Annotated in this window: 14 protein-coding genes and 1 pseudogene; 14 read left to right on the top strand and 1 reads right to left on the bottom strand. The window is 46.9% G+C overall.

The window, feature by feature from the left end; all coding sequences use genetic code 11:
- The first annotated feature begins 14 nt into the window (after nucleotides 1-14).
- The 13 genes and pseudogenes from dnaJ to T538_RS19250 form a co-directional block, all read left to right on the top strand.
- Nucleotides 15-1,166, top strand: a complete 1,152-nt coding sequence (gene dnaJ, locus T538_RS0114440; protein ID WP_031534865.1) for a molecular chaperone DnaJ — start codon at nucleotides 15-17, stop codon at nucleotides 1,164-1,166.
- A complete protein-coding gene (locus T538_RS0114435) occupies nucleotides 1,166-2,452 on the top strand; it encodes a bifunctional folylpolyglutamate synthase/dihydrofolate synthase (protein ID WP_031534863.1) in 1,287 nt (428 codons plus the stop codon). The genes dnaJ and T538_RS0114435 overlap by 1 nt, the downstream gene beginning before the upstream one ends.
- A 138-nt stretch (nucleotides 2,453-2,590) precedes the next feature.
- Complete coding sequence (locus T538_RS0114430; protein WP_031534860.1) at nucleotides 2,591-3,676, top strand: aldose epimerase family protein; 1,086 nt, start codon at nucleotides 2,591-2,593, stop codon at nucleotides 3,674-3,676.
- A gap of 51 nt (nucleotides 3,677-3,727) precedes the next feature.
- Nucleotides 3,728-5,002, top strand: coding sequence for an MFS transporter (locus T538_RS0114425; RefSeq protein WP_031534858.1), 1,275 nt, complete (start codon nucleotides 3,728-3,730; stop codon nucleotides 5,000-5,002).
- 36 nt (nucleotides 5,003-5,038) lie between these two features.
- Nucleotides 5,039-6,193 (top strand): galactokinase, encoded by a 1,155-nt coding sequence (galK, locus tag T538_RS0114420; protein ID WP_031534856.1) that lies wholly within the window; start codon nucleotides 5,039-5,041, stop codon nucleotides 6,191-6,193.
- 152 nt (nucleotides 6,194-6,345) lie between these two features.
- On the top strand, nucleotides 6,346-8,364 hold the full coding sequence (locus tag T538_RS0114415; RefSeq protein ID WP_031534854.1) for a transketolase family protein: 2,019 nt from the start codon (nucleotides 6,346-6,348) through the stop codon (nucleotides 8,362-8,364).
- 72 nt (nucleotides 8,365-8,436) lie between these two features.
- Nucleotides 8,437-10,209, top strand: a complete 1,773-nt coding sequence (locus T538_RS0114410) for a glycoside hydrolase family 9 protein (RefSeq protein WP_231497125.1) — start codon at nucleotides 8,437-8,439, stop codon at nucleotides 10,207-10,209.
- Between the two features lie 427 nt (nucleotides 10,210-10,636).
- Nucleotides 10,637-11,578 (top strand): hypothetical protein, encoded by a 942-nt coding sequence (locus tag T538_RS0114405; protein ID WP_031534850.1) that lies wholly within the window; start codon nucleotides 10,637-10,639, stop codon nucleotides 11,576-11,578.
- Nucleotides 11,553-12,491, top strand: coding sequence for a hypothetical protein (locus T538_RS0114400; protein WP_155993256.1), 939 nt, complete (start codon nucleotides 11,553-11,555; stop codon nucleotides 12,489-12,491). The genes T538_RS0114405 and T538_RS0114400 overlap by 26 nt, the downstream gene beginning before the upstream one ends.
- 316 nt (nucleotides 12,492-12,807) lie before the next feature.
- A complete protein-coding gene (locus T538_RS0114395; RefSeq protein WP_197025801.1) occupies nucleotides 12,808-15,462 on the top strand; it encodes a KAP family P-loop NTPase fold protein in 2,655 nt (884 codons plus the stop codon).
- Between the two features lie 1,456 nt (nucleotides 15,463-16,918).
- The gene (locus T538_RS0114380) at nucleotides 16,919-17,257 is read left to right on the top strand and encodes a hypothetical protein (protein ID WP_031534843.1); all 339 of its coding nucleotides are present in this window, start codon (nucleotides 16,919-16,921) and stop codon (nucleotides 17,255-17,257) included.
- Nucleotides 17,258-17,467: 210 nt separating this feature from the next.
- Nucleotides 17,468-18,781, top strand: coding sequence for a hypothetical protein (locus T538_RS0114375; RefSeq protein ID WP_031534841.1), 1,314 nt, complete (start codon nucleotides 17,468-17,470; stop codon nucleotides 18,779-18,781).
- A pseudogene (locus T538_RS19250) lies at nucleotides 18,774-18,974 on the top strand (CHC2 zinc finger domain-containing protein); the annotation flags it as partial. The gene T538_RS0114375 and the pseudogene T538_RS19250, both read left to right, overlap by 8 nt.
- 380 nt (nucleotides 18,975-19,354) lie before the next feature.
- Here the strand turns inward: T538_RS19250 and T538_RS19055 are convergent.
- The gene (locus tag T538_RS19055; protein WP_231497123.1) at nucleotides 19,355-19,546 is read right to left on the bottom strand and encodes a hypothetical protein; all 192 of its coding nucleotides are present in this window, start codon (nucleotides 19,544-19,546) and stop codon (nucleotides 19,355-19,357) included.
- 141 nt (nucleotides 19,547-19,687) lie between these two features.
- On the opposite strand from T538_RS19055, the gene T538_RS0114365 reads away from it, so the two are divergent.
- Nucleotides 19,688-19,909: a DUF4248 domain-containing protein gene (locus T538_RS0114365; protein ID WP_031534837.1), complete on the top strand. Its 222-nt coding sequence runs from the start codon at nucleotides 19,688-19,690 to the stop codon at nucleotides 19,907-19,909.
- The last annotated feature ends 207 nt before the right edge of the window (nucleotides 19,910-20,116 follow it).

Here is a 20,116-nt window from a genome sequence, read left to right as displayed (position 1 = left end):
AACAATATACACAAATGGCAAAAAGAGATTACTACGAAGTACTTGGTGTTGACAAGAATGCAAGTGCTGATGAGATAAAGAAGGCCTACAAGAAGATGGCTATCAAATACCATCCCGACCGCAACCCTGACGACAAGGAGGCAGAAGCCAAGTTCAAGGAAGCAGCCGAGGCCTACGATGTATTGCGCGATGAGAACAAACGTGCAAGATACGACCAATTCGGACCAGAGGGCGTGAACGGCGCAGGCGGCTTTGGCGGCGGCTTCAGCAGCGAGATGAACATGGACGACATTTTCTCTATGTTCGGCGACATATTCGGCGGCCACTCGGGCTTTGGCGGCTTCGGAAGAGGCGGCGGCGCACGCACGTCAAGAGGCAGCGACCTCCGCGTACGCGTTAAACTCACACTCGAAGAGGTGGCTAACGGATGCACCAAGAAATTCAAGGTAAAAAAGAACGTTACCTGCCCTCATTGTAACGGAACTGGCTCGGAAGACGGACAGACCGAGACTTGCTCAACATGTAAAGGAAGCGGAGTAACATACCGTACAGTAAACAGTTTCTTCGGACAGATGCAGACTCAGTCGGTCTGCCCGACATGTAACGGCGAAGGCAAGATAATCAAGACAAAATGTAAGCAATGTCATGGCGACGGCGTCATCTCTGGCGAGGAGATTGTCGAGGCAAACATCCCTAAGGGTGTTGGCGAGGGCATGATTCTCACCCTTCAGGGCAAGGGCAACGCAGCCAAGCGAAACGGCGTGCCGGGCGACCTTCAGATTATGATTCAGGAAGAGCCGCATCCCGAACTCATCCGCGACGGAAGCGACCTCGTCTACAACCTTCTGCTCAGCGTTCCGCAGGCTACGCTCGGCGCAACAATCGACATTCCTACAATCAGCGGAAAGGCAAAAATCGACATTCCTGCCGGAACACAGCCGGGCAAGGTTCTGCGCCTCAGAGGAAAGGGCTTGCCAACCATCAACAGCTACGGAACAACAACCGGCACGGGCGACATCATCGTAAATGTTTCGGTCTACATTCCTGAAACACTCGACAAGTCGGAAAAGAAGTTCATGGAAGAGGCTCTCAAGAGCGACAGTTTCCAGCCTAACGCAAAGGTTAAAGAATCTATCTTCCAAAAATTCCGTAAACTGTTCGACTAATGGACTATAAAGAGACTATCGAATACCTTTTCAACAGCGCTCCCCTATTCCAGAACATCGGAGCAGGCGCTTACAAAGAAGGTCTCTACAATACAAAGGTGCTGGATGAACATTTTGCTCATCCACACCTTTCTTTTAAGACTATCCATGTGGCAGGAACCAACGGAAAGGGTTCCTGTTCGCATACCATAGCATCGGTTCTGCAAGAAGCAGGATACAAAGTTGGACTTTACACGTCGCCGCACCTCGTAGACTTCCGCGAACGCATAAGGGTAAACGGCAAGCCGATAAGCGAGCAGTACGTTATCGACTTCGTTGAGCACGAAAGAGCGTTCTTCGAGCCGCTCCATCCTTCGTTCTTCGAACTCACAACGGCTATGGCTTTCAAGTTCTTTGCCGACGAGAAGGTCGATGTTGCCGTCATAGAGGTAGGTCTGGGCGGAAGGCTCGACTGCACCAACATCATCACGCCCGACGTGAGCATAATAACCAACATCAGTTTCGACCACGTTCAGTTCCTTGGCGACACTCTTGCCAAGATTGCAAGCGAAAAGGCTGGAATAATCAAACCTAACATTCCCGTCGTTATCGGCGAGACTACTCCCGAGACAAAACCCGTATTCATCTCGAAGGCTGAAGAGCAGAACGCTCCAATCATCTTTGCCGAAGAGCAGGACGAAGTTATGGGCGAATGTCTTCTGGCAAAAGGCGGATTCGACTATCAGACAAAGACTTTCGGACTTATAACTGCCGAACTTGGAGGATTGTGCCAGACCAAGAACACGCGCACAATAATCGAGGCTCTGAAACAACTCATAGGCAAAGGCTACCGAATAACCCGTCAGAACGTGGCAGACGGCTTTGCATCGGTCTGCAAAAACACAGGCCTGATGGGCAGATGGCAGAAACTCTCCGACAAGCCTAAGGTAATATGCGACACCGGCCACAACGTTGGCGGAATCCAGTACATCGTAAAGCAACTCGAACTTCAGGAGTACGACAACCTGCGCATCGTTATGGGAATGGTCAACGACAAGGACATAAGCACAGTCCTTAGCATGATGCCAAAGCATGCCGTTTACTACTTCACTCAGGCAAGCGTAAAGCGCGCCATGCCTTGCCGCGACTTCAAGGCAAAGGCTGCCGGGTACGGACTCGAAGGCGACGCCTACCCTACCGTTCGGCAGGCATACGAGGCAGCCTTGCACGACGCATCGCAAAACGACTTGGTTTTCGTGGGCGGAAGCAGTTTCATCGTAGCCGATTTACTGTCGTTCTTGAAATAATCTTTGGCAGAGAACCTGCGCAAAATGAGATTTATGCCAAAAACGCAATACTTTTATCAAAGAAAGTGTTGCGTTTTTAATATTTTTTACTTTACTTTGCATTAAACAAATATTATAAACTTATTAAATATAATTGCCATGTCAAATACATTTGAGGGAAATGTCTCTGGTCTAAAGAGGGAGAATTTCCAAAAGGAAATCAATGGTAAGAAAACTGACTTGTTCATTTTGAGAAATGCATACAAGAATGAAGTAGCCATAACAAACTATGGCGGTGCTATCGTATCTATAATGGTTCCGGACAAAAACGGAAAACTTGCAAACGTTATTCAGGGACACGATAACATCGACGACGTAATTAACTCGCCAGAGCCATACTTGTCTACACTCATCGGCCGATTCGGCAACCGTATCTGCAAGGGCAGATTCACAATCGGCGGCAAGGAGTATCAGCTGGCTATCAACAACGGTCCTAACGCACTTCATGGCGGACCAACAGGACTGCATGCACAGGTTTGGGACGCATATATGGTTGGCGACCAGACTCTTGTACTCAACATCAAACTACCATACGGTCACGAGGGATTCACCGGAGAGGTTAAAATCTCGGTTGAATTCAACTGGACAGATGATAATGAACTTGTTATCGAATATCTTGCTACGACAAACAAAAAGACTATCATAAACCTGACCCATCACGCATTCTTCTCTCTTCAGGGAATTGCAAACCCAACCCCTACTATCGACGATCAGATTCTGGAAATGAATGCAGACTTCTTCATTCCTATCGACGACACATGCATTCCTACAGGCGAGATTCTGAAGGTTAACGATACTCCGTTCGACTTCCGTATGCCAAAGCCAATCGGCAAGGACATCGATGCCGAGGACGAGCAGATTAAGAACGGCTCAGGCTACGACCATTGCTTCGTGCTTAACAAGAGAGAGGTTGGCGAACTGTCGCTTGCAGCAAGACTGTACGAGCCAGTTTCGGGCAGAATCCTCGAGACATATACAACCGAACCGGGCGTTCAGGTTTATTCAGACAACTGGGCAACTGGCTACGCAGGCCAGCATGGTGCAACATTCCCACGCCGTAGCGGTATCTGCTTTGAGTGCCAGCACTTCCCAGACTCTCCAAACCGCCCATACTTCCCTTCAACCGTATTGAAGCCGGGCGAGAAGTACACACAGAAGACTGTGTACAAGTTTAGTATAAAGTAAAAGTCTAATTATCAATAATTAATAAATTTTATTCAGTAACTATTTACAAAAATGAGCCAGAATAAAAACGGCAACATGATTGCCATAATTACAATGTGCTTCATCTTTGCGATGATTTCATTCGTCACTAATATGGCAGCCCCATTCGGTAACCTTTGGAGTTACACATACAACTGGGCTGGCATGATGGGTAACATGATGAATTTTGCGGCATACTTGTTCATGGGTATTCCAGCAGGTAAGATGCTTGTAAAGTATGGCTACAAGAAGACTGCCTTGATAGCACTTGCTGTCGGCGTTATCGGTCTATTCGTACAGTATCTTTCAAGTACAATGGGTGCAGAAACTGTTGTTACAACAATCAAGGAACAGCCAGTTATGCTAAACCTGTTCATCTACCTTCTCGGAGCATTCATCTGCGGTTTCTGCGTTTGTATGCTTAATACTGTTGTAAACCCAATGCTTAACCTTCTTGGTGGCGGTGGTAATAGAGGCAACCAGTTGCTGCAGATTGGCGGCACGCTAAACTCTCTTACTGGTACGCTCACTCCACTTCTTACAGGTCTGCTTGTAGGCGAGTTGAGCAAAAACACCAGCATGACTGACGTATGCCCTCTGATTTTCATCGGAATGGGCGTATTCGCAACATCATTCGTCATTATTTCGTTCGTGAGCATTCCTGAGCCACAGAGCACAACAACCGAACAGAAGTTTGAGCACAGCCCATGGAGTTTCCGTCATTGTGTTCTCGGCGTTATAGCCATCTTCTTCTATGTTGGTGTCGAAATCGGTATTCCGGGTCAGTTAAATGCCTACCTTTCTAAGTTCGAGGGTGAAGGCTGGGCTGCCGTAGCAGGTTCGTTTGCATCAGCCTACTGGTTTCTTATGATGTGCGGAAGATTCCTGAGTAGTTTCCTCAGCGGAAAGATTTCAACAAAGGTACAGATGGTATCAGTTTCTACACTTGCCATCGCTCTTTTGCTTATCGCAATCTTCCTTCCAACATCAATAACAACAAACATCATGGATCACGATGTTCCTGTAAAGTGCTTCTTTATTGCTGCCTGCGGTATCTGCACATCAATCATGTGGGGTGGTATCTTCAACCTTGCAACTGAAGGACTTGGCAAATATACAGCCGCAGCATCTGGCATCTTCATGATGATGGTTGTTGGCGGTGGCGTAATGCCGCTTATTCAGGACTTCATAGCTCAGAGCGTAAACCCAATCTTCAGTTATTGGCTCGTAGTTGCAATGCTTGCATACATTCTATATTATGCCCTCATCGGCTGCAAGAATGTTAACAAGGACATTCCTGTGGAATAACCAAAAACTAATTTAAACTTTTAATACAATACGATTATGGAAATAGATTTCGTAAGAAGCCGTTTCATCAAGCATTTCGACGGCACAACAGGTTCTATATACGCTTCACCGGGAAGAATCAACCTTATTGGCGAGCACACCGACTATAACGGCGGCTTCGTTTTTCCCGGCGCAGTTGACTGCGGCATGATGGCTGAGATAAAGCCTAATGGAACAAACAAGGTTCGCGCCTACTCTATCGACCTTAAGGACTTGGTAGAGTTCGACTTGAACGACGAGAAAGGTCCTAACGCAAGTTGGGCACGCTACATCTTCGGCGTTTGCAAGGAGATGCAGGCTCGCGGCGTTGAGGTGAAGGGATTCAATACAGCATTTGCAGGCGATGTGCCTCTTGGCGCTGGTATGTCATCATCAGCAGCACTCGAGAGTTGCTTTGCATTCGCCATCAACGATATGTTCGGCGACAACAAGGTTGACAAGTTCGAGTTGGCAAAGGCTGGTCAGGCTACAGAGCACAAATATATAGGCGTTAACTGCGGCATCATGGACCAGTTCGCTTCTGTATTCGGCAAGAAGGGAAGCCTTATCCGTCTCGACTGCCGTTCGCTCGAGTACGAGTACTTCCCATTCAATCCGGTTGGCTACAAACTCGTTCTTCTTAACAGCTGCGTAAAGCACGAGTTGGCATCATCAGCCTACAACGACCGCCGCGCAAGTTGCGAGAACGTGGTTGCCCACATCGCAAAGAAGCACGCAGGCGTTGAGACTCTACGCGATGCCGATTGGGCTATGCTCGAAGAGGTTAAGGGCGAGGTTTCTGAAGAGGACTACAACTGCGCTAAGTACGTAATCGGCGAGAAAGACCGCGTTCTGGCTGTCTGCGACGCGCTTCAGAAGGGCGACTACAAGACTGTTGGCGAGAAGATGTACGAGACGCACGAAGGTCTGAGCAAAGACTACAAGGTTTCTTGCGAGGAACTCGACTTCCTGAACGATATTGCCAAGGAATGCGGCGTTATCGGTTCGAGAGTGATGGGCGGCGGTTTCGGCGGCTGTACAATCAACCTCGTTGCCGAAGACAAGTACGACAACTTCATCGCAACAGCAAAACAAAAATATAACGAAAAGTACGGTAAGGAACCGAAAGTCTATGACGTTGTTATTGGCGACGGTTCGAGAAAAATTTGTTAAGCACACTTTACAAAAAGCACGGGTGGACACGAAATGTCCACCCGTTTTCGTAAATAAACAATATTTTTTTTTGCCGTAAAATCAATATTTCTTATATTTGTTGCAATTGTTTACAAAATGAAATACAACTATTAAAGAAAAAATACAAAAAGATGAATGATTCAAAACTTATGAACCTAGCAGCAAATAATATTCGTATCCTTGCTGCCTCAATGGTTGAAAAGGCTAAGTCTGGTCATCCCGGCGGTGCTATGGGTGGTGCAGACTTTATCAATGTGCTTTATTCTGAGTTTCTTCAGTACGATCCTGCAAACCCAACATGGGTAGGTCGCGACCGTTTCTTCCTCGATCCGGGTCACATGGCTCCAATGCTTTACTCACAGCTTGCACTCATCGGCAAGTTCACTCTCGATGAGTTGGCACAGTTGCGCCAGTGGGGTTCTCCAACAACTGGTCACCCAGAGTTCGAGATTGCCCGTGGTATCGAGAACACATCTGGTCCTCTTGGTCAGGGTCACTCTTATGCAGTAGGTGCAGCCATCGCTGCCAAGTTCCTTGCAGCACACACAGGCAACCCTACATTCGAGAAGGAGACTATCTACGCTTACATCTCAGATGGTGGCGTTCAGGAAGAGATTTCACAGGGTTCTGCACGTATTGCCGGCGTTTTGGGTCTTGACAACCTCATCATGTTCTACGACTCTAACGACATTCAGTTGTCTACAGAGACTAAGGAGGTTATGAACGAGGATACAGCCGCTAAGTACAAGGCTTTGGGCTGGGAAGTTTTCGAAATCAACGGTAACGATGCCGAGCAGATTCGCGAGGCTATCAAGAAGGCACAGGCTGTTAAGGGCAAACCTGCACTCATCATCGGTAAGTGTATCATGGGTAAGGGTGCTATCAAGGCCGACGGTACTTCATACGAGGCTAACTGCAAGACTCACGGTGCTCCTCTTGGCGGCGACGCATACGTTAACACAATAAAGAACCTTGGCGGCGACCCTGAGAATCCATTCCAGATTTTCCCTGAGGTTAAGGAACTTTACGCAAAGCGTGCCGAGGAGTTGAAGAAGATTGCAGCCGACCGCTATGCTGAAGAGAAGGCATGGGCTGCTGCAAATCCAGATAAGGCTGCTGCTCAGGATGAGTGGTTCAGCGGAAAGGCTCCAAAGATTGACTGGAGCAAGTGCGTACAGAAGGACAACGATGCTACACGTTCGGCATCTGCTGCTTGTCTTGGCGTTTTGGCAGAGCAGGTTCCTAACATGATCTGCGCATCAGCCGACCTTTCTAACTCAGACAAGACTGACGGCTTCCTGAAGAAGACTAAGGCATTCACTAAGGGCGATTTCTCAGGCGCATTCTTCCAGGCAGGTGTTGCCGAGCTTACAATGGCTTGCTGCTGTATAGGTATGGCGCTTCACGGAGGTGTTATCCCAGCATGCGGTACTTTCTTCGTATTCTCAGACTACATGAAGCCAGCAGTTCGTATGGCAGCTTTGATGGAGTTGCCAGTTAAGTTCATCTGGACTCACGATGCATTCCGCGTAGGTGAAGACGGTCCTACTCACGAGCCAGTTGAGCAGGAGGCACAGATTCGCTTGATGGAGAAGTTGAAGAACCACCACGGCAAGAACTCAACTCTCGTTCTCCGTCCTGCTGATGCAAAGGAGACAACAGAGGCTTGGGCAATGGCTATGGAGAATACAGACTCTCCTACCGCGCTTATCCTTTCTCGTCAGAACATCAACAACCTTCCTGAGGGCAACGACTACTCACAGGCTAAGAAGGGCGGTTATGTTGTAGCAGGCAGCGATGCTAATCCTGATGTTATCCTCGTTGCTTCTGGTTCTGAGGTTTCAACATTGGTTGCTGGTGCAGAACTTCTGCGCAAGGACGGCAAGAAGGTTGCAATCGTGAGCGTTCCATCAGAGGGCTTGTTCCGCAACCAGAGCAAGGAATATCAGCAGAGCGTACTTCCTGCAGGTGTCAAGAAGTTCGGTCTTACAGCAGGTCTTCCAGTAAACCTTATCGGTCTTGTTCCTGAATCTGAAGGTAAGATTTGGGGCTTGGAGAGCTTCGGTTTCTCTGCTCCTTACAAGGTGCTCGATGAGAAACTTGGCTTCACAGCCGAGAATGTTTACAAGCAGGTGAATTCTATGTTCTAATAAAAAATACCAACGGCTATCTCGCCTTTTTCGGGCGGGGTAGCTTTTTTTATAACCTTTAATTACCAAATAATGAATAACACCTTATTATTTTCATGTTGCTGCATGACAGCAATGGCTTTTGCCGGCTGCAAAAACGCAGGCACGGAGCAACAAAGCGAACTGATTAGGTATAATCAGATAGGCTACTACCCTTCGCAAGAGAAGGTTATCGTCGTTGAAGGCGCATCACCCGACGACGAGTACACAATCACAGACATTCAGACAAAAGAAGAAATTTGGCGAGGAAAGGCGTCGAGAACAGCCACATCGCCATGGAGCGGCAAGGAAAGAGCCGTAGTCGATTTCACATCTGTCTCAAAGCCCGGAAAATACACAATCTCAAGTCCGAGCGGAAAAGTAGAAATCGAGATTAAAGACAACGCCCTGAAACAACTTGCTGATGCATCTGCCAAGGCTTACTACTACCAGCGCACGGGAGTTGCGATAGAAGAGCAGTATGCCGGAAAATGGCACAGACCTGCCGGACATCCCGACACAAAAGTCTACATTCACGAGAGCGCGGCATCTAAATCGCGTCCTGCCGGAACGGAGATCTCATCGCCTTACGGATGGTACGATGCCGGCGACTACAACAAATACATCGTCAACTCGGCATATAGCGTTTCCATGATGCTGCAAGTCTACGCGCAATGTCCCGAATATTTCGCGAAGCAGAATCTCAACATTCCAGAAAGCAAGAACGCCACCCCCGACCTTATCGACGAACTCTATTTCAACCTGAAATGGATGATGACTATGCAAGACCCCGAGGACGGCGGAGTTTACCACAAACTTACAACACCAAACTTCGAGGCCTTCGTAATGCCTTCGGAATGTAAGCAGAAGAGATACGTCGTGGCAAAATCGGTTACGGCAACGCTCGACTTTGCCGCGCTTATGGCTCAGGTTGCACGCAACAGCGACATCTGGGAGAAGGACTACAAGGGATTTGCAGAGCAGGCTCGCAAGGCTGCCGAAAAGGCCTACATATGGGCTATGGCAAACCCTACCAAGACATACAACCAGTCTGAGATGAACAAGACGTTCAAGCCCGAAGTTAATACCGGAACATACGGCGACGAGCACATCGACGACGAAAGATTCTGGGCTGCCACCGAGATGTTTCTGCTTACCTGCAAGGACGAGTACAAGCAAGACATGATTAAGTTTGCGCCAAAACGGTTCACCCTGCCAACATGGGGCAACGTGGCATCTCTCGGCGTTTACGAACTGCTCACCCACACGCCAAGCGAAGGCTGCAAGGACGAGGTTCAGCTATTCGAGAACCAAAAGGCGCAGTTCATCAAATACCTCGATTCGCAACTCGAGAAAGTTCCTACATCATGCTTCAACACCTCGTTCGGAAACAGCGACAAGGATTTCTTCTGGGGCTGTCTTTCCGAAGGTTTTGCCAACGAAGGAATTGCGATGATGTTCGGCTACAAATGCACGGGCGATGCAAAATACAGCACTAATGCCGTCCGCAATGCCGACTATATCTTCGGAATCAACCCATTGTCGTATTGCTACGTTACAGGCTTCGGAACAAAGAGTCCTATGCATCCGCACATGCGTCTGAGCGCAGCCGACGGCATCGAAGCCCCTATCCCGGGATTCCTTGTTGGCGGTCCGAATGCAGGACAGCACGACAAGGAATACGTCAAATATACAACCGACATAGCCGACGAGTGCTATATGGATGTTGAAGGCTCATATGCCCAGAACGAGATTGCCATCAACTGGAACTCAACGCTCGTGGCTCTCACCTCATGGATTGACGCCACCTTCGGCAAAGAAAAATAACAAATTTTAATCTATAACCCAAGGCGCGGTATGTCATAGGATGGCATATCGCGCTTTCTTTTATCTATATGGAGAATTTGCAAAATCGTTCCTTTTTTATCTGACAAAGCAACTCCTCGCCTTGCCCTTCAATTCAGATTTTACCCTCCTTCCAAATGCCGACGCCCCTCCGCCACGACCTCACAAAAACATTATATTTTATCAAAAAGAAGTTTGTCTACATCAAATGATTATACTACTTTTGTGCAATTAAAAACAACAACTAAAATAAAATGTCTAAAAAACTTGAAAATATACTATGCCACGGCTTGCCTAATCCCATTCCGCTATGATGCCGCCATGCCATCATGGAGAGGCGCACAAGCCCCCGCATACACAAACAGTAAACACCCATATCAAGCTTAACCTCATCATAAAAAACTAACAAATGTCTATATATTCCGTTTATACCTTCGAGATTCAGGAAGGCGAAAAGAGCCTTTTCTACAACAACACAAGCCTCAGGACCATCGACAAGGCCAACGCCATAGTCGGAAACATCCTTCACGACGGTCTTACCGTGGTGGGCAAGAAGAAACGCGAGGCCATGCCCCTGCGCAGCATCAACATGACCGAGCGCAACGACGTCTACTCGTGGACGCTCTGCAACGCCAAGGAGATAACCCAGTACGAGGGGCACGACAAGAACGTCATCGAGTCGCATCCGGGAAGCTACATCATAGTAGACAACCGCGAGGACGTATGCCAGATTCTTGTCGAGAGGAACGGAGCGTTCAACTCCGATACCGACAAGGTGATAAGGTTCTTCAAGAACTCCATCAACACAAGGCTGTCCGACTACAGCCTCAGAATTGTGGTAAAGCAGAAGTATCAGGCAGGCAAGTTCAAGGAGCTGATACGCGAGAGGATTGCCAACCACAACGACCATGTAAGAAAGATTGTATGGGAGTTTCCGAACCCCGACAGGGTGAAGGGCGTGGACGCAAGCCGGCAGATGAAGCAGAACCTCGAGGGACTAAGGCTCATAACGCAGGCCACCAACGCCCTCAAGGGCAAGCTCATTCTCAGCGGCTCAAAAGACGAGCCCATGTGCGTAGACGACTCCAAGATCGAGGACATGGCGCAGATTATAGCCCTTAGCGCCCAGAACAACTACAGCCTGTCATACCACTTCTACAACTCGCCTACCGTCTACATGAAAAACGTGGCAAACGCATGCTTCACCATCGACGAGAAGATTATCGACGACTTCAGCCGGGGACAGTCGTTCGTCGACAAGAACGGACAGACCACATACCAGCTCATTTCTGTCCTCGACGACATCCGAAACAAGATTAGCGACTATGACAATAAGATTATTGACGAATGACCAGAGGAAGCTGCTGCGCCAGCAGTTGCGCGACAACGCCGTCTACATAGCCGTAAAGCAGGCCTACAAGAGCCGAGAGACCGACATGGAAAGGCTGCACTTCTCGCCCGAGGAGATATTCGTAAACAGCTTCGTCTGCTTCGACCGCATGCTCCGCGAGCCCGACAGAGCCGAGGCTATAACCGACACTCTTTGGGACGATGTGTTCAACGACCTTCGCAACGATGCCGACGACTGCGGGCGCAGCTACGACCGGCAGGAGATGGAGACGGCAGCCTCGCTCGTGCTCTACACGCTCATGGTGCTTACCGAGGCGAGCCACCGATGGGAGCTGGCACGATACAACGGCTATCTCATGCAGATGCTGGCATGCCACTCCAACCCCGACGACATCTGTCTGCCCATGCAGGCATGCATATCGGGCGAGCTGGCCGAATATGTCGGGGCGTACATCGAGGCCGACGAATATATTAGCGACCGCATAGACAACCAGTCGCCCACCCCCGACCCGGTAAGAAGGATAAGACGAGCCGACCGCAGCAGGATAAAGGAAGGCATACGCAGGCGGCTCGCCTTCATGAAGGGCGTACTGCCTTGCAGCAGCCAGAGCATCATGCGCCCGACCGACTACGACATCATGACCGAATGTGTCGACTATCTCATCGAGAACGGCGTGGTAAGGCGCATGAGGCAGAAGATAACCACCTGCCTCAGCAACGCCCACCTGCGCTACACGTTCTATCTCATCTACCGCAACGAGGGCAGAGACATAGGCCGAAGCCTCTGGCTCGAGTTCCTTGCCGAGACCTTCGCCCAGTTTGGCGACAGCACCTCGTCGCTCGCCAACCACTTCTCCGACAAGCCGCACAACTACGACATGTGTACCGGCAGTCCCTCGCCCGAAGCAGAATGACCACAAAGCAACAAAAGCGTCCGCATCACAAAGAATTTGATACGGACGCTTTTCCCTTTCTCGCTTGTTGTGGGCGATGACAAGAAAACGAATCCCACACTTCCCCATTCCCCCCGAAAGCATTTGTAATGCCACATTTGCAGAAATAGAAAAAAAGTTCGCATAACTATTCCTACCTGCCGTTTTTCTCCAAAAATCAGCCACAAAGCATAAAAAAAGGCTATTTCCGACAAGTTTTATATAAAAAATGACACAATAATAACGTTTTTTCATTATGTTTGCACTAAATATAAATTATGCAAAACTGAATTTTTCTATGATATATTCATTTAAAGAAAAGGCTAAAAAAGCTATAAAGTTGGTTAAAGAAGAAAGTTTGATAATTTACCTGATTCTTTCTCTCTTTATCGCATATATCTTTGTTGCTTACATAGATTGGTATATAGATTGGTATAATGAAAATGTTGTATCAATTCTTAGCCAATTTAAATCAAATATCTGGATGCAACTACTTACTGGAGTCTTGATTGTTATAGCTGTATATGATCTAATATCGAAACTTCGGGTGCGTTATCATTATGACAAGAAAATAATTTTGCCTTTATTTCTTGTATCTATATTATTAGCATATTACCGAATTTTTACTGAAAGATACAACTATATTTATTGGATATGTCCCGTATCCTATGTTGATGTTATATACTTTTTCGGTTTCGTATATTTTTTAGCTGCATCCGTAAATTTATACAGAATGTATCGTAGCAAATGCGAAAGAAATAATTCAACTTGTGAAATATTAAGCGATTACCCTATAGAAGCTAAAGAAGAAGATATATTTAGCTTTGATAATGATGCAAATAAACTTGCAGATAAAATTAATGGTTTAGACAGAAAAAAAACTTGGAGCATTGCAATTACAGCCCCATGGGGAACAGGTAAAACCTCTTTTATGAATCTCGTAATAGAGAATATCAATGAAAATGATTTTGAGATTGTGCGTTTTAATCCTCGCGATTGTAAATCATTCCAAACTATCCAAGAAGATTTTTTTACAACTATTGCGTGTGTATTGTCTAAATACGATTCAAGATGCAGCAATACGATAAAGGATTATATGGCATCTTTGCAGCTAATTGACAATCGTGGCATTATAGAAAAACTCACAAGCTTTTACCAAATATGGAATAAAGTAGAACTTAAAGAATCAATCGAAAAATCCTTTGCTTCTCTCAACAAAAGAGTTCTCGTTATGATAGACGACTTTGACAGACTGTCAAAAGACGAAATTCTTGAAGTATTGAAACTAATAGACAGTAATGCTGCATTTACAAACCTCATATTTCTTACTGCATACGACAAAGAGCAGGTTAACAGAATGTTAGGCGATGATTACAAAACTAAAGATGCTTGCTTTGTCGACAAATTCTTTAACTTTGAATTTGCCATACCTTTACGTCCATATACTTACATTTCACGCTATATTAATGAGAAATTATGTGAATTGTTGAAAGCAGATTCTTCAGAAACAGATGAAATACATGGCACTATCAAATATTGGCAAACCACATTTGAAAAATTTTTGCCAACGCTAAGAGATGCTAAACGCTACATAAATCAGTTTTTACTCGATTACCAAAATGTCAGAGGAGATGTTGTGGTTAAAGACTTTCTGTTAGTACAGCTAATAAAATATCGTTATCCTGAGCAATATAGGTCTTTATATAAAAAAGAATACCTTGATAATTGGTCTTTAAAGAAGAAAAAAGACATAAAAAATATTGAAGATAATGTATATGAAATCTTAGAGAGTTTATTTCCTGAACACAAAACTTCTAATGATGTACACCCACACATATACGAATGGGAAGGTTTTGAAAATTACTTTGATTTTCAAATATCTCTTTCATTAAGATTTAATGAAATTACTAAACTCTTTTCATCGACACCATGGGATGAGGTAACAACAAAGATAGATGAATGGAGTAATAATGATAAAAAATCATACGCCTTCATTTATTATCTTAATAGATTATACAGAAGCAAGTTTAATAATGAAGAGTTCCTCAGATATGCCGAAATGGTTACTTACATAGCATGTAAAAAGCCAGATTCTAATGATGCATACGAGTTATTTACAAAAATAATTTATATTGAATACTTAAAAGCCAACAATATAAAAACAGAATCTGAGCGTACAAATTATAAGAAACGTTTGCTTGAAATAATAGAAGGAAACGACCCTCAATTATTCACTCGTATTCATCTAGATTACAAGACATTACACAAAAAAGAAGGTGAATATCTTATTAAAGATAATGACATTTGGCCTTTGATTAAGGAAAAATTCATCCAAACAACGAAGGATGATTCAGCCGATGATGACAATCTCATTAACTGGCTGCATCGATGTATTGATAATATGGAGGAAACAACAAGAAAAGCTAATTTGGATAAAGAATGTCTTAAAGCGTATCGCCAAAGAGTTGAGAAGAATCCAGATTACTATATTAAAACGTTTGTACGTCTTGGCATGATAACATCAAGCCCCGATTGGAATACCATAGCTTGCGAGCCTTTCTGGGAGCAGATATTTGAAGATGAAAATCAATTTGAAAATTTCTTACTTGAGTGTAAAAATAAAAAAATTGAAAAGTCTGAGCTGGCATGGAACTTCTGGCTATTATACAAGGCAAATGGTTATAAACCTATTGAGTTCGAGAATCAAGGAAATGTTCAAGAAAAAATCGACAACAAGCTTGCAAGAGAAGTCCAAGAACTTAAAAAAATGCAAAATATAGAGACAAACGTTTCTAAAATACCCGACTCTATTTCAGACGAGGTGGAAAGAATAATAAATGAAGAATTATTATCGCAATATAAAAAAGAATTGAACGATATTAAACTCAATATTTCATTAAATGGCAAAATAAGAAAAGCCATTGATGACAAACTAAAAAATTTGAGTAATTAAGAATTTACTCCCCTCACAAGTGAGTCATTCTCGCTTGTGGGGCTATTTGCATTTCGCTTGTGCGGCGGCTACGAGCGCAATATCATAAAAATATAGAGGGTGTGCATACCTCAATATGCACACCCCCTTGTGGAACGGGCAGATGTCGATGATTAGCACCCCCCTTTCCTGATGTTGCAAATATAGCCACAAAATGCACAAAAGCCAAATTTATTTGCAAAAAAAAATTGAACAATCCAACAAAACAGATTCATTTCCTATCACTTGCCGCCCAATTATTCGCCTATAATGCCTATAAATTTGCATCCTTCGCTTGTGTAAAATTTGCAATCCCCCACCATCTCCCAACCAAAACTCCAAGACATTTGCAAAAAAAATTGCAAATCCAAACTGAAAAAAACACTTGCAATAAAAGCCCCCCATACAATCCCCCTCAAAAAACATTGTGATTCCGGGATTTTCAAAATCCCATCAAAAAAAATTACAAAAACTTACATCGCCCAGCACGCAGCCTTACCACCTCACAGCCAGACACTTGACCGCCACAGCCGCGCGCCTTAAGCCACCCCATCGCCAATGGGATTTCGGGCATTAAAAATCCCAATTTGAGTAATTAAGAATTTACGCCCCTCACAAGTGAGTCATTCTCGCTTGTGGGGCAATTTGCATTTCGCTTGTGCGGCGGCTACGAGCGCAATATCATAAAAATATAGAGGGTGTGCATACCTGAATATGCACACCCCCTTGTGGAACGTCAGGCGTCGATGGTTAGCACCCCCCTTTCCTGATGTTGCAAATATAGCCACAAAATGCACAAAAGCCAAATTTATTTGCAGAAAAAAAATTGAACAATCCAACAAAACAGATTCATTTCCTATCACTTACCGCCCAATTATTCGCCTATAATGCCTATAAATTTGCATCCTTCGCTTGTGTAAAATTTGCAATCCCCCACCATCTCCCAACCAAAACTCCAAGACATTTGTAAAAAATTGCAAATCCAAACTGAAAAAAACACTTGCAATAAAAGCCCCCCATACAATCCCCCTCAAAAAAACATTGTGATTCCGGGATTTTCAAAATCCCATCAAAAAAAATTACAAAAAACTTACATCGCCCAGCCACGCAGCCTTACCGCCTCACAGCCAGCCACTTGACCGCCACAGCCGCACGCCTTCAGCCACCCCCTCGCCAATGGGATTTCGGGCATTAAAAATCCCATATTGCTCCCCATTCAATCCCCCCGTTCCTTTGCCGTCGAGAGTTCCTCACATGGGGCTTTCAACAGAAAACATGAAGAGATACAATACTCTCGCGCAAGGGGTCGAAGCACAGTACACCCCTCGCCCTGTCGGAGCTGTCGTCAGACTTATGCTCCACGGTAACTCACCCCTCGCCACAGGCTTCCGCAGGCACATGGCACAAAAGAGAAGCGCGGAGAAAGGAGGAACAACACATGAAAAGTAACGTAAACCTGTGCGTAACGCTCAAGACACACCTGTTCAGCTCCGTACTGCTAACGCTTAACCGCCCATACACAGGCGTGCTGCGACGCAACGGACTCGACCATTTCGACTTTGTCGAAACGCTACGGATATGCAGCTGCAAGCGCAATCCGCACGTCTTCTCGGGACAATACATCACCATCACGCGCAGAGACGACGGCAGCTACCGCCCAAACCTCAGAGCCATGAAAGACTGCCACTCGCTCAATAGCGCCGAGGAGTATGCCAGCGGAGTGTACAAGGAACTCATCAAAGCCTTGTCTGGCCTTGTAGAGAAAAACGGGAATTAACACTTCGGATTGACAAAAAGCGTTTCAGCGTTTCAAGCGTTTCAAGAAACTAAGAGGGGGCGCGTTTCCTTCTTTTATACTTATAACTATTTAATAATTAATAAGTTATATAATAACAAAGAGTCTTTGAAACCCCACTACCCCCCCACTGAAACGCTGAAACGCCGAAACGCCCAACTAATTATTTTTCATCTAAAAAGCAGAATATCAATGAAGTACGATATCACAAAATCAACAGCACCTGCTATGCCAAACCTTGGCAAAGGCACAGAATGTTTAAAATTACTGCTCTCGCAGACAAGTTTTGACATGCACGCCCCTCTCTTGCCTATGCTTTTTCCTGTACTTGGCACAAAAATTTCGAATGCCGAATTTCAATATCCAAGCGGTCATTGGTTCGAAATGTGCGGTCAGCAAGCTGCCTTGGTAGCCGATAGCGCAGGAAACAAGGGACAACTTGGACTGTTGGTTGAAGCCTGCAACCGCGACTTCCGCAAACAAGATGCCGAGCAATTGCAGAAATACCTTCAGTACCAGAAATCATACAAAAAGCGTTCGCAGTCGAAAGAGCGTCCCGAAGAGGTGTTCCCACTACTGAGATTCCTGCCTGCCGACTGCTCAAAGCCCGGCTATCTGAAGGCACAGATGGTTTGCCAGGAACATGGCGGACTGAGCACCTACATCGACCTGAAGGAGATTGAGCAGCTCGACAGCCTTTGCGGCTCTCATAAACAAGTAACCCAGATACTGCGCCTGATGTGGGACAGAGAAGTGTATAATGCACTCAGGGCTACGGTCGACGGCATCACCGGCTCGGCACTTTTAAGAACCAACCTTACCGTCAGCACCACTCCCGTGCGCATAAGGCAGTTCTTTAAGTCAAACCTCTTCGACGGAACGCTGGGACGCATGGTCTTCTCATACAAGCCACGCGCCGGACGCGACGGAAAGATTCCGCGCATCGGCAAATTCAGCGACGAGTTCTACGAGAAACTGGACAACTATCTGGCACGGCTCGACAACTGCAAGGGACGCTATGTCATCAGGCCTCTGAACAAACTAACCGAACGGCTGGCCAACGACATAGCAGAGCTGGGCGACCTCACCGACAACGATTGTCTGTGGGATATGGGCAAGAGAAGCCTGATTGCCGCGTGGAAAGCCGGCTGTATCATGTGGACACTTAACAATATGACTTGGCATCGCTCAATGGCCGACGTAGTTGAATGGCTGATGTTTCACGACCTGTGGAGCAAGTACCAAGTGTTGGGAGATATGCTTAAAGAAGGCGACACAAGCACGGCTGATGCCTCACAGTCAACACCTGCCAACATGTTAGACAACATCAAGGGTGAGTCTTTTTCCGAACAGCAGCTGGATGCGCTTCGCCTGAGCCTTGGCAAGCCAATAGGCAGCGCAACCAAGCGTCAGCTGCGTGTGTGGGTGCATCGCCAACTTATAACCTTCAACGAGGCAACCGGCCTCTACACCAAAACCAAAGAATATCTGAAAGGCAATGGATAAGAACCAGCTCCAACAACTCCGCGAACTCCCCATCGAGGGAGTCGCCGGGCGGCTCGGACTGCACGTTGAGCGGCACAAGAGCCTATGCCCCTTCCACGACGACCGCCACCCCAGCCTCTCGTTCAACGTGGCGCGCAACACCTTCAGGTGCTTCGTCTGCGGAGCGTCGGGAGGAACTATCGACTTGGTTATGCGGCATCTCGGCAAAGACTTCAAAGAGGCATGCCGATGGCTGGCCGACGAGCACAACATCATCCGCCACGAATACAGGCCGCCAGCCGCCACGCAGCCACCGCCGTTCGATGCAGCCCGATACAGCCGCCTCTTCAGCAGCCCCAGCCTTGGCAAGGCGGCACGGCAGTTCCTCTTCGAGCGTCGTATGCTCGACCCTCGGGTGGTGCGTTGGTGCAGGCTCAACTCGTGGCGCGACAGGCAGGGCATAAACTGGCTACAGATACCCTACTTCAACGCCGACGGAACGCTCACAGGCATACAGAACCGCAACCTCGACTACGGCAGCACCCCCGAGGGCATACCGCGATTCATGTTTCCACGAGGCTCGCGTTGCGGCATCTACAACCTGCCCGTGCTGCGGCTGCTGCGCCCCGGCGACGAGCTCTTCATTACCGAAGGCTGCTCCGACTGCTGGGCTATGCTCTCGGCAGGACACAAGGCAATAGCCATACCAAGCGCCACCCTGCTCAGCCACGGCGACGCCGGCATACTGTCCCAGCTGCACGAGCGGCACTCCGTAAGCCTGCACATGTACCCCGACTGCGATGTCCCGGGCGAGAGGCTCTTCTTGCAGCTGCGCGGCATACTGCCCCGTCTGGAGCGCCACCAGCTCCCACCCGGCTGCAAGGACTTCAGCGACTATTATGTCTCATCAAAAAAGCAAAACAACGTATGAACCAATTCAGAATCAAGACCTACGGCAAGTCCGAGCTTGCCATGCTCTACTTTCCAACAGACAGCAACACGCACATATCCGTAAACCGCCTTATGTCGTGGATAAACCGCAACACCACGCTACTTGCAGCCCTCTACACCAGCGGCTACCGCAAGTCGTCCAAGTTCTTCACCCCCCGCCAAGTGCGCCTCATAGTAGAGTACTTAGGCGAGCCATAACCCCCCAAAAAACGAGTTGTGTCCCAGCCTCCGCACATCTGCGCCACGGCCTCGGAACGCAACTCGTTTCTTCGTCTCCCCCCCCTCACAATCTTCAACAAAATCTCAGAAGATGTTGTCATGTGCCATATTTTCTGCTTAAATATTTGAGCAGTAATAATTTCTTTGTATATTTGCCATGCGATACCGCTATTTGGGGCGACCCTC

It is taken from the genome of Bacteroides sp. Ga6A2 (assembly GCF_000702225.1).
Classification (GTDB): domain Bacteria; phylum Bacteroidota; class Bacteroidia; order Bacteroidales; family Bacteroidaceae; genus Ga6A1.
The sequence above is the reverse complement of the archived record's forward strand: the minus strand, read 5'-3'. Positions and strand labels throughout refer to the sequence as shown.

Bases quoted from the DNA above. Each gene is read 5' to 3' on its own strand.
- dnaJ (WP_031534865.1), top strand. From the start codon at position 15: ATGGCAAAAAGAGATTACTACGAAGTACTTGGTGTTGACAAGAATGCA.
- T538_RS0114435 (WP_031534863.1), top strand. From the start codon at position 1,166: ATGGACTATAAAGAGACTATCGAATACCTTTTCAACAGCGCTCCCCTA.
- T538_RS0114430 (WP_031534860.1), top strand. From the start codon at position 2,591: ATGTCAAATACATTTGAGGGAAATGTCTCTGGTCTAAAGAGGGAGAAT.
- T538_RS0114425 (WP_031534858.1), top strand. From the start codon at position 3,728: ATGAGCCAGAATAAAAACGGCAACATGATTGCCATAATTACAATGTGC.
- galK (WP_031534856.1), top strand. From the start codon at position 5,039: ATGGAAATAGATTTCGTAAGAAGCCGTTTCATCAAGCATTTCGACGGC.
- T538_RS0114415 (WP_031534854.1), top strand. From the start codon at position 6,346: ATGAATGATTCAAAACTTATGAACCTAGCAGCAAATAATATTCGTATC.
- T538_RS0114410 (WP_231497125.1), top strand. From the start codon at position 8,437: ATGAATAACACCTTATTATTTTCATGTTGCTGCATGACAGCAATGGCT.
- T538_RS0114405 (WP_031534850.1), top strand. From the start codon at position 10,637: ATGTCTATATATTCCGTTTATACCTTCGAGATTCAGGAAGGCGAAAAG.
- T538_RS0114400 (WP_155993256.1), top strand. From the start codon at position 11,553: ATGACAATAAGATTATTGACGAATGACCAGAGGAAGCTGCTGCGCCAG.
- T538_RS0114395 (WP_197025801.1), top strand. From the start codon at position 12,808: ATGATATATTCATTTAAAGAAAAGGCTAAAAAAGCTATAAAGTTGGTT.
- T538_RS0114380 (WP_031534843.1), top strand. From the start codon at position 16,919: ATGAAAAGTAACGTAAACCTGTGCGTAACGCTCAAGACACACCTGTTC.
- T538_RS0114375 (WP_031534841.1), top strand. From the start codon at position 17,468: ATGAAGTACGATATCACAAAATCAACAGCACCTGCTATGCCAAACCTT.
- T538_RS19055 (WP_231497123.1), bottom strand. From the start codon at position 19,546: ATGTGCAGGCTTACGGAGTGCCGCTCGTGCAGCTGGGACAGTATGCCG.
- T538_RS0114365 (WP_031534837.1), top strand. From the start codon at position 19,688: ATGAACCAATTCAGAATCAAGACCTACGGCAAGTCCGAGCTTGCCATG.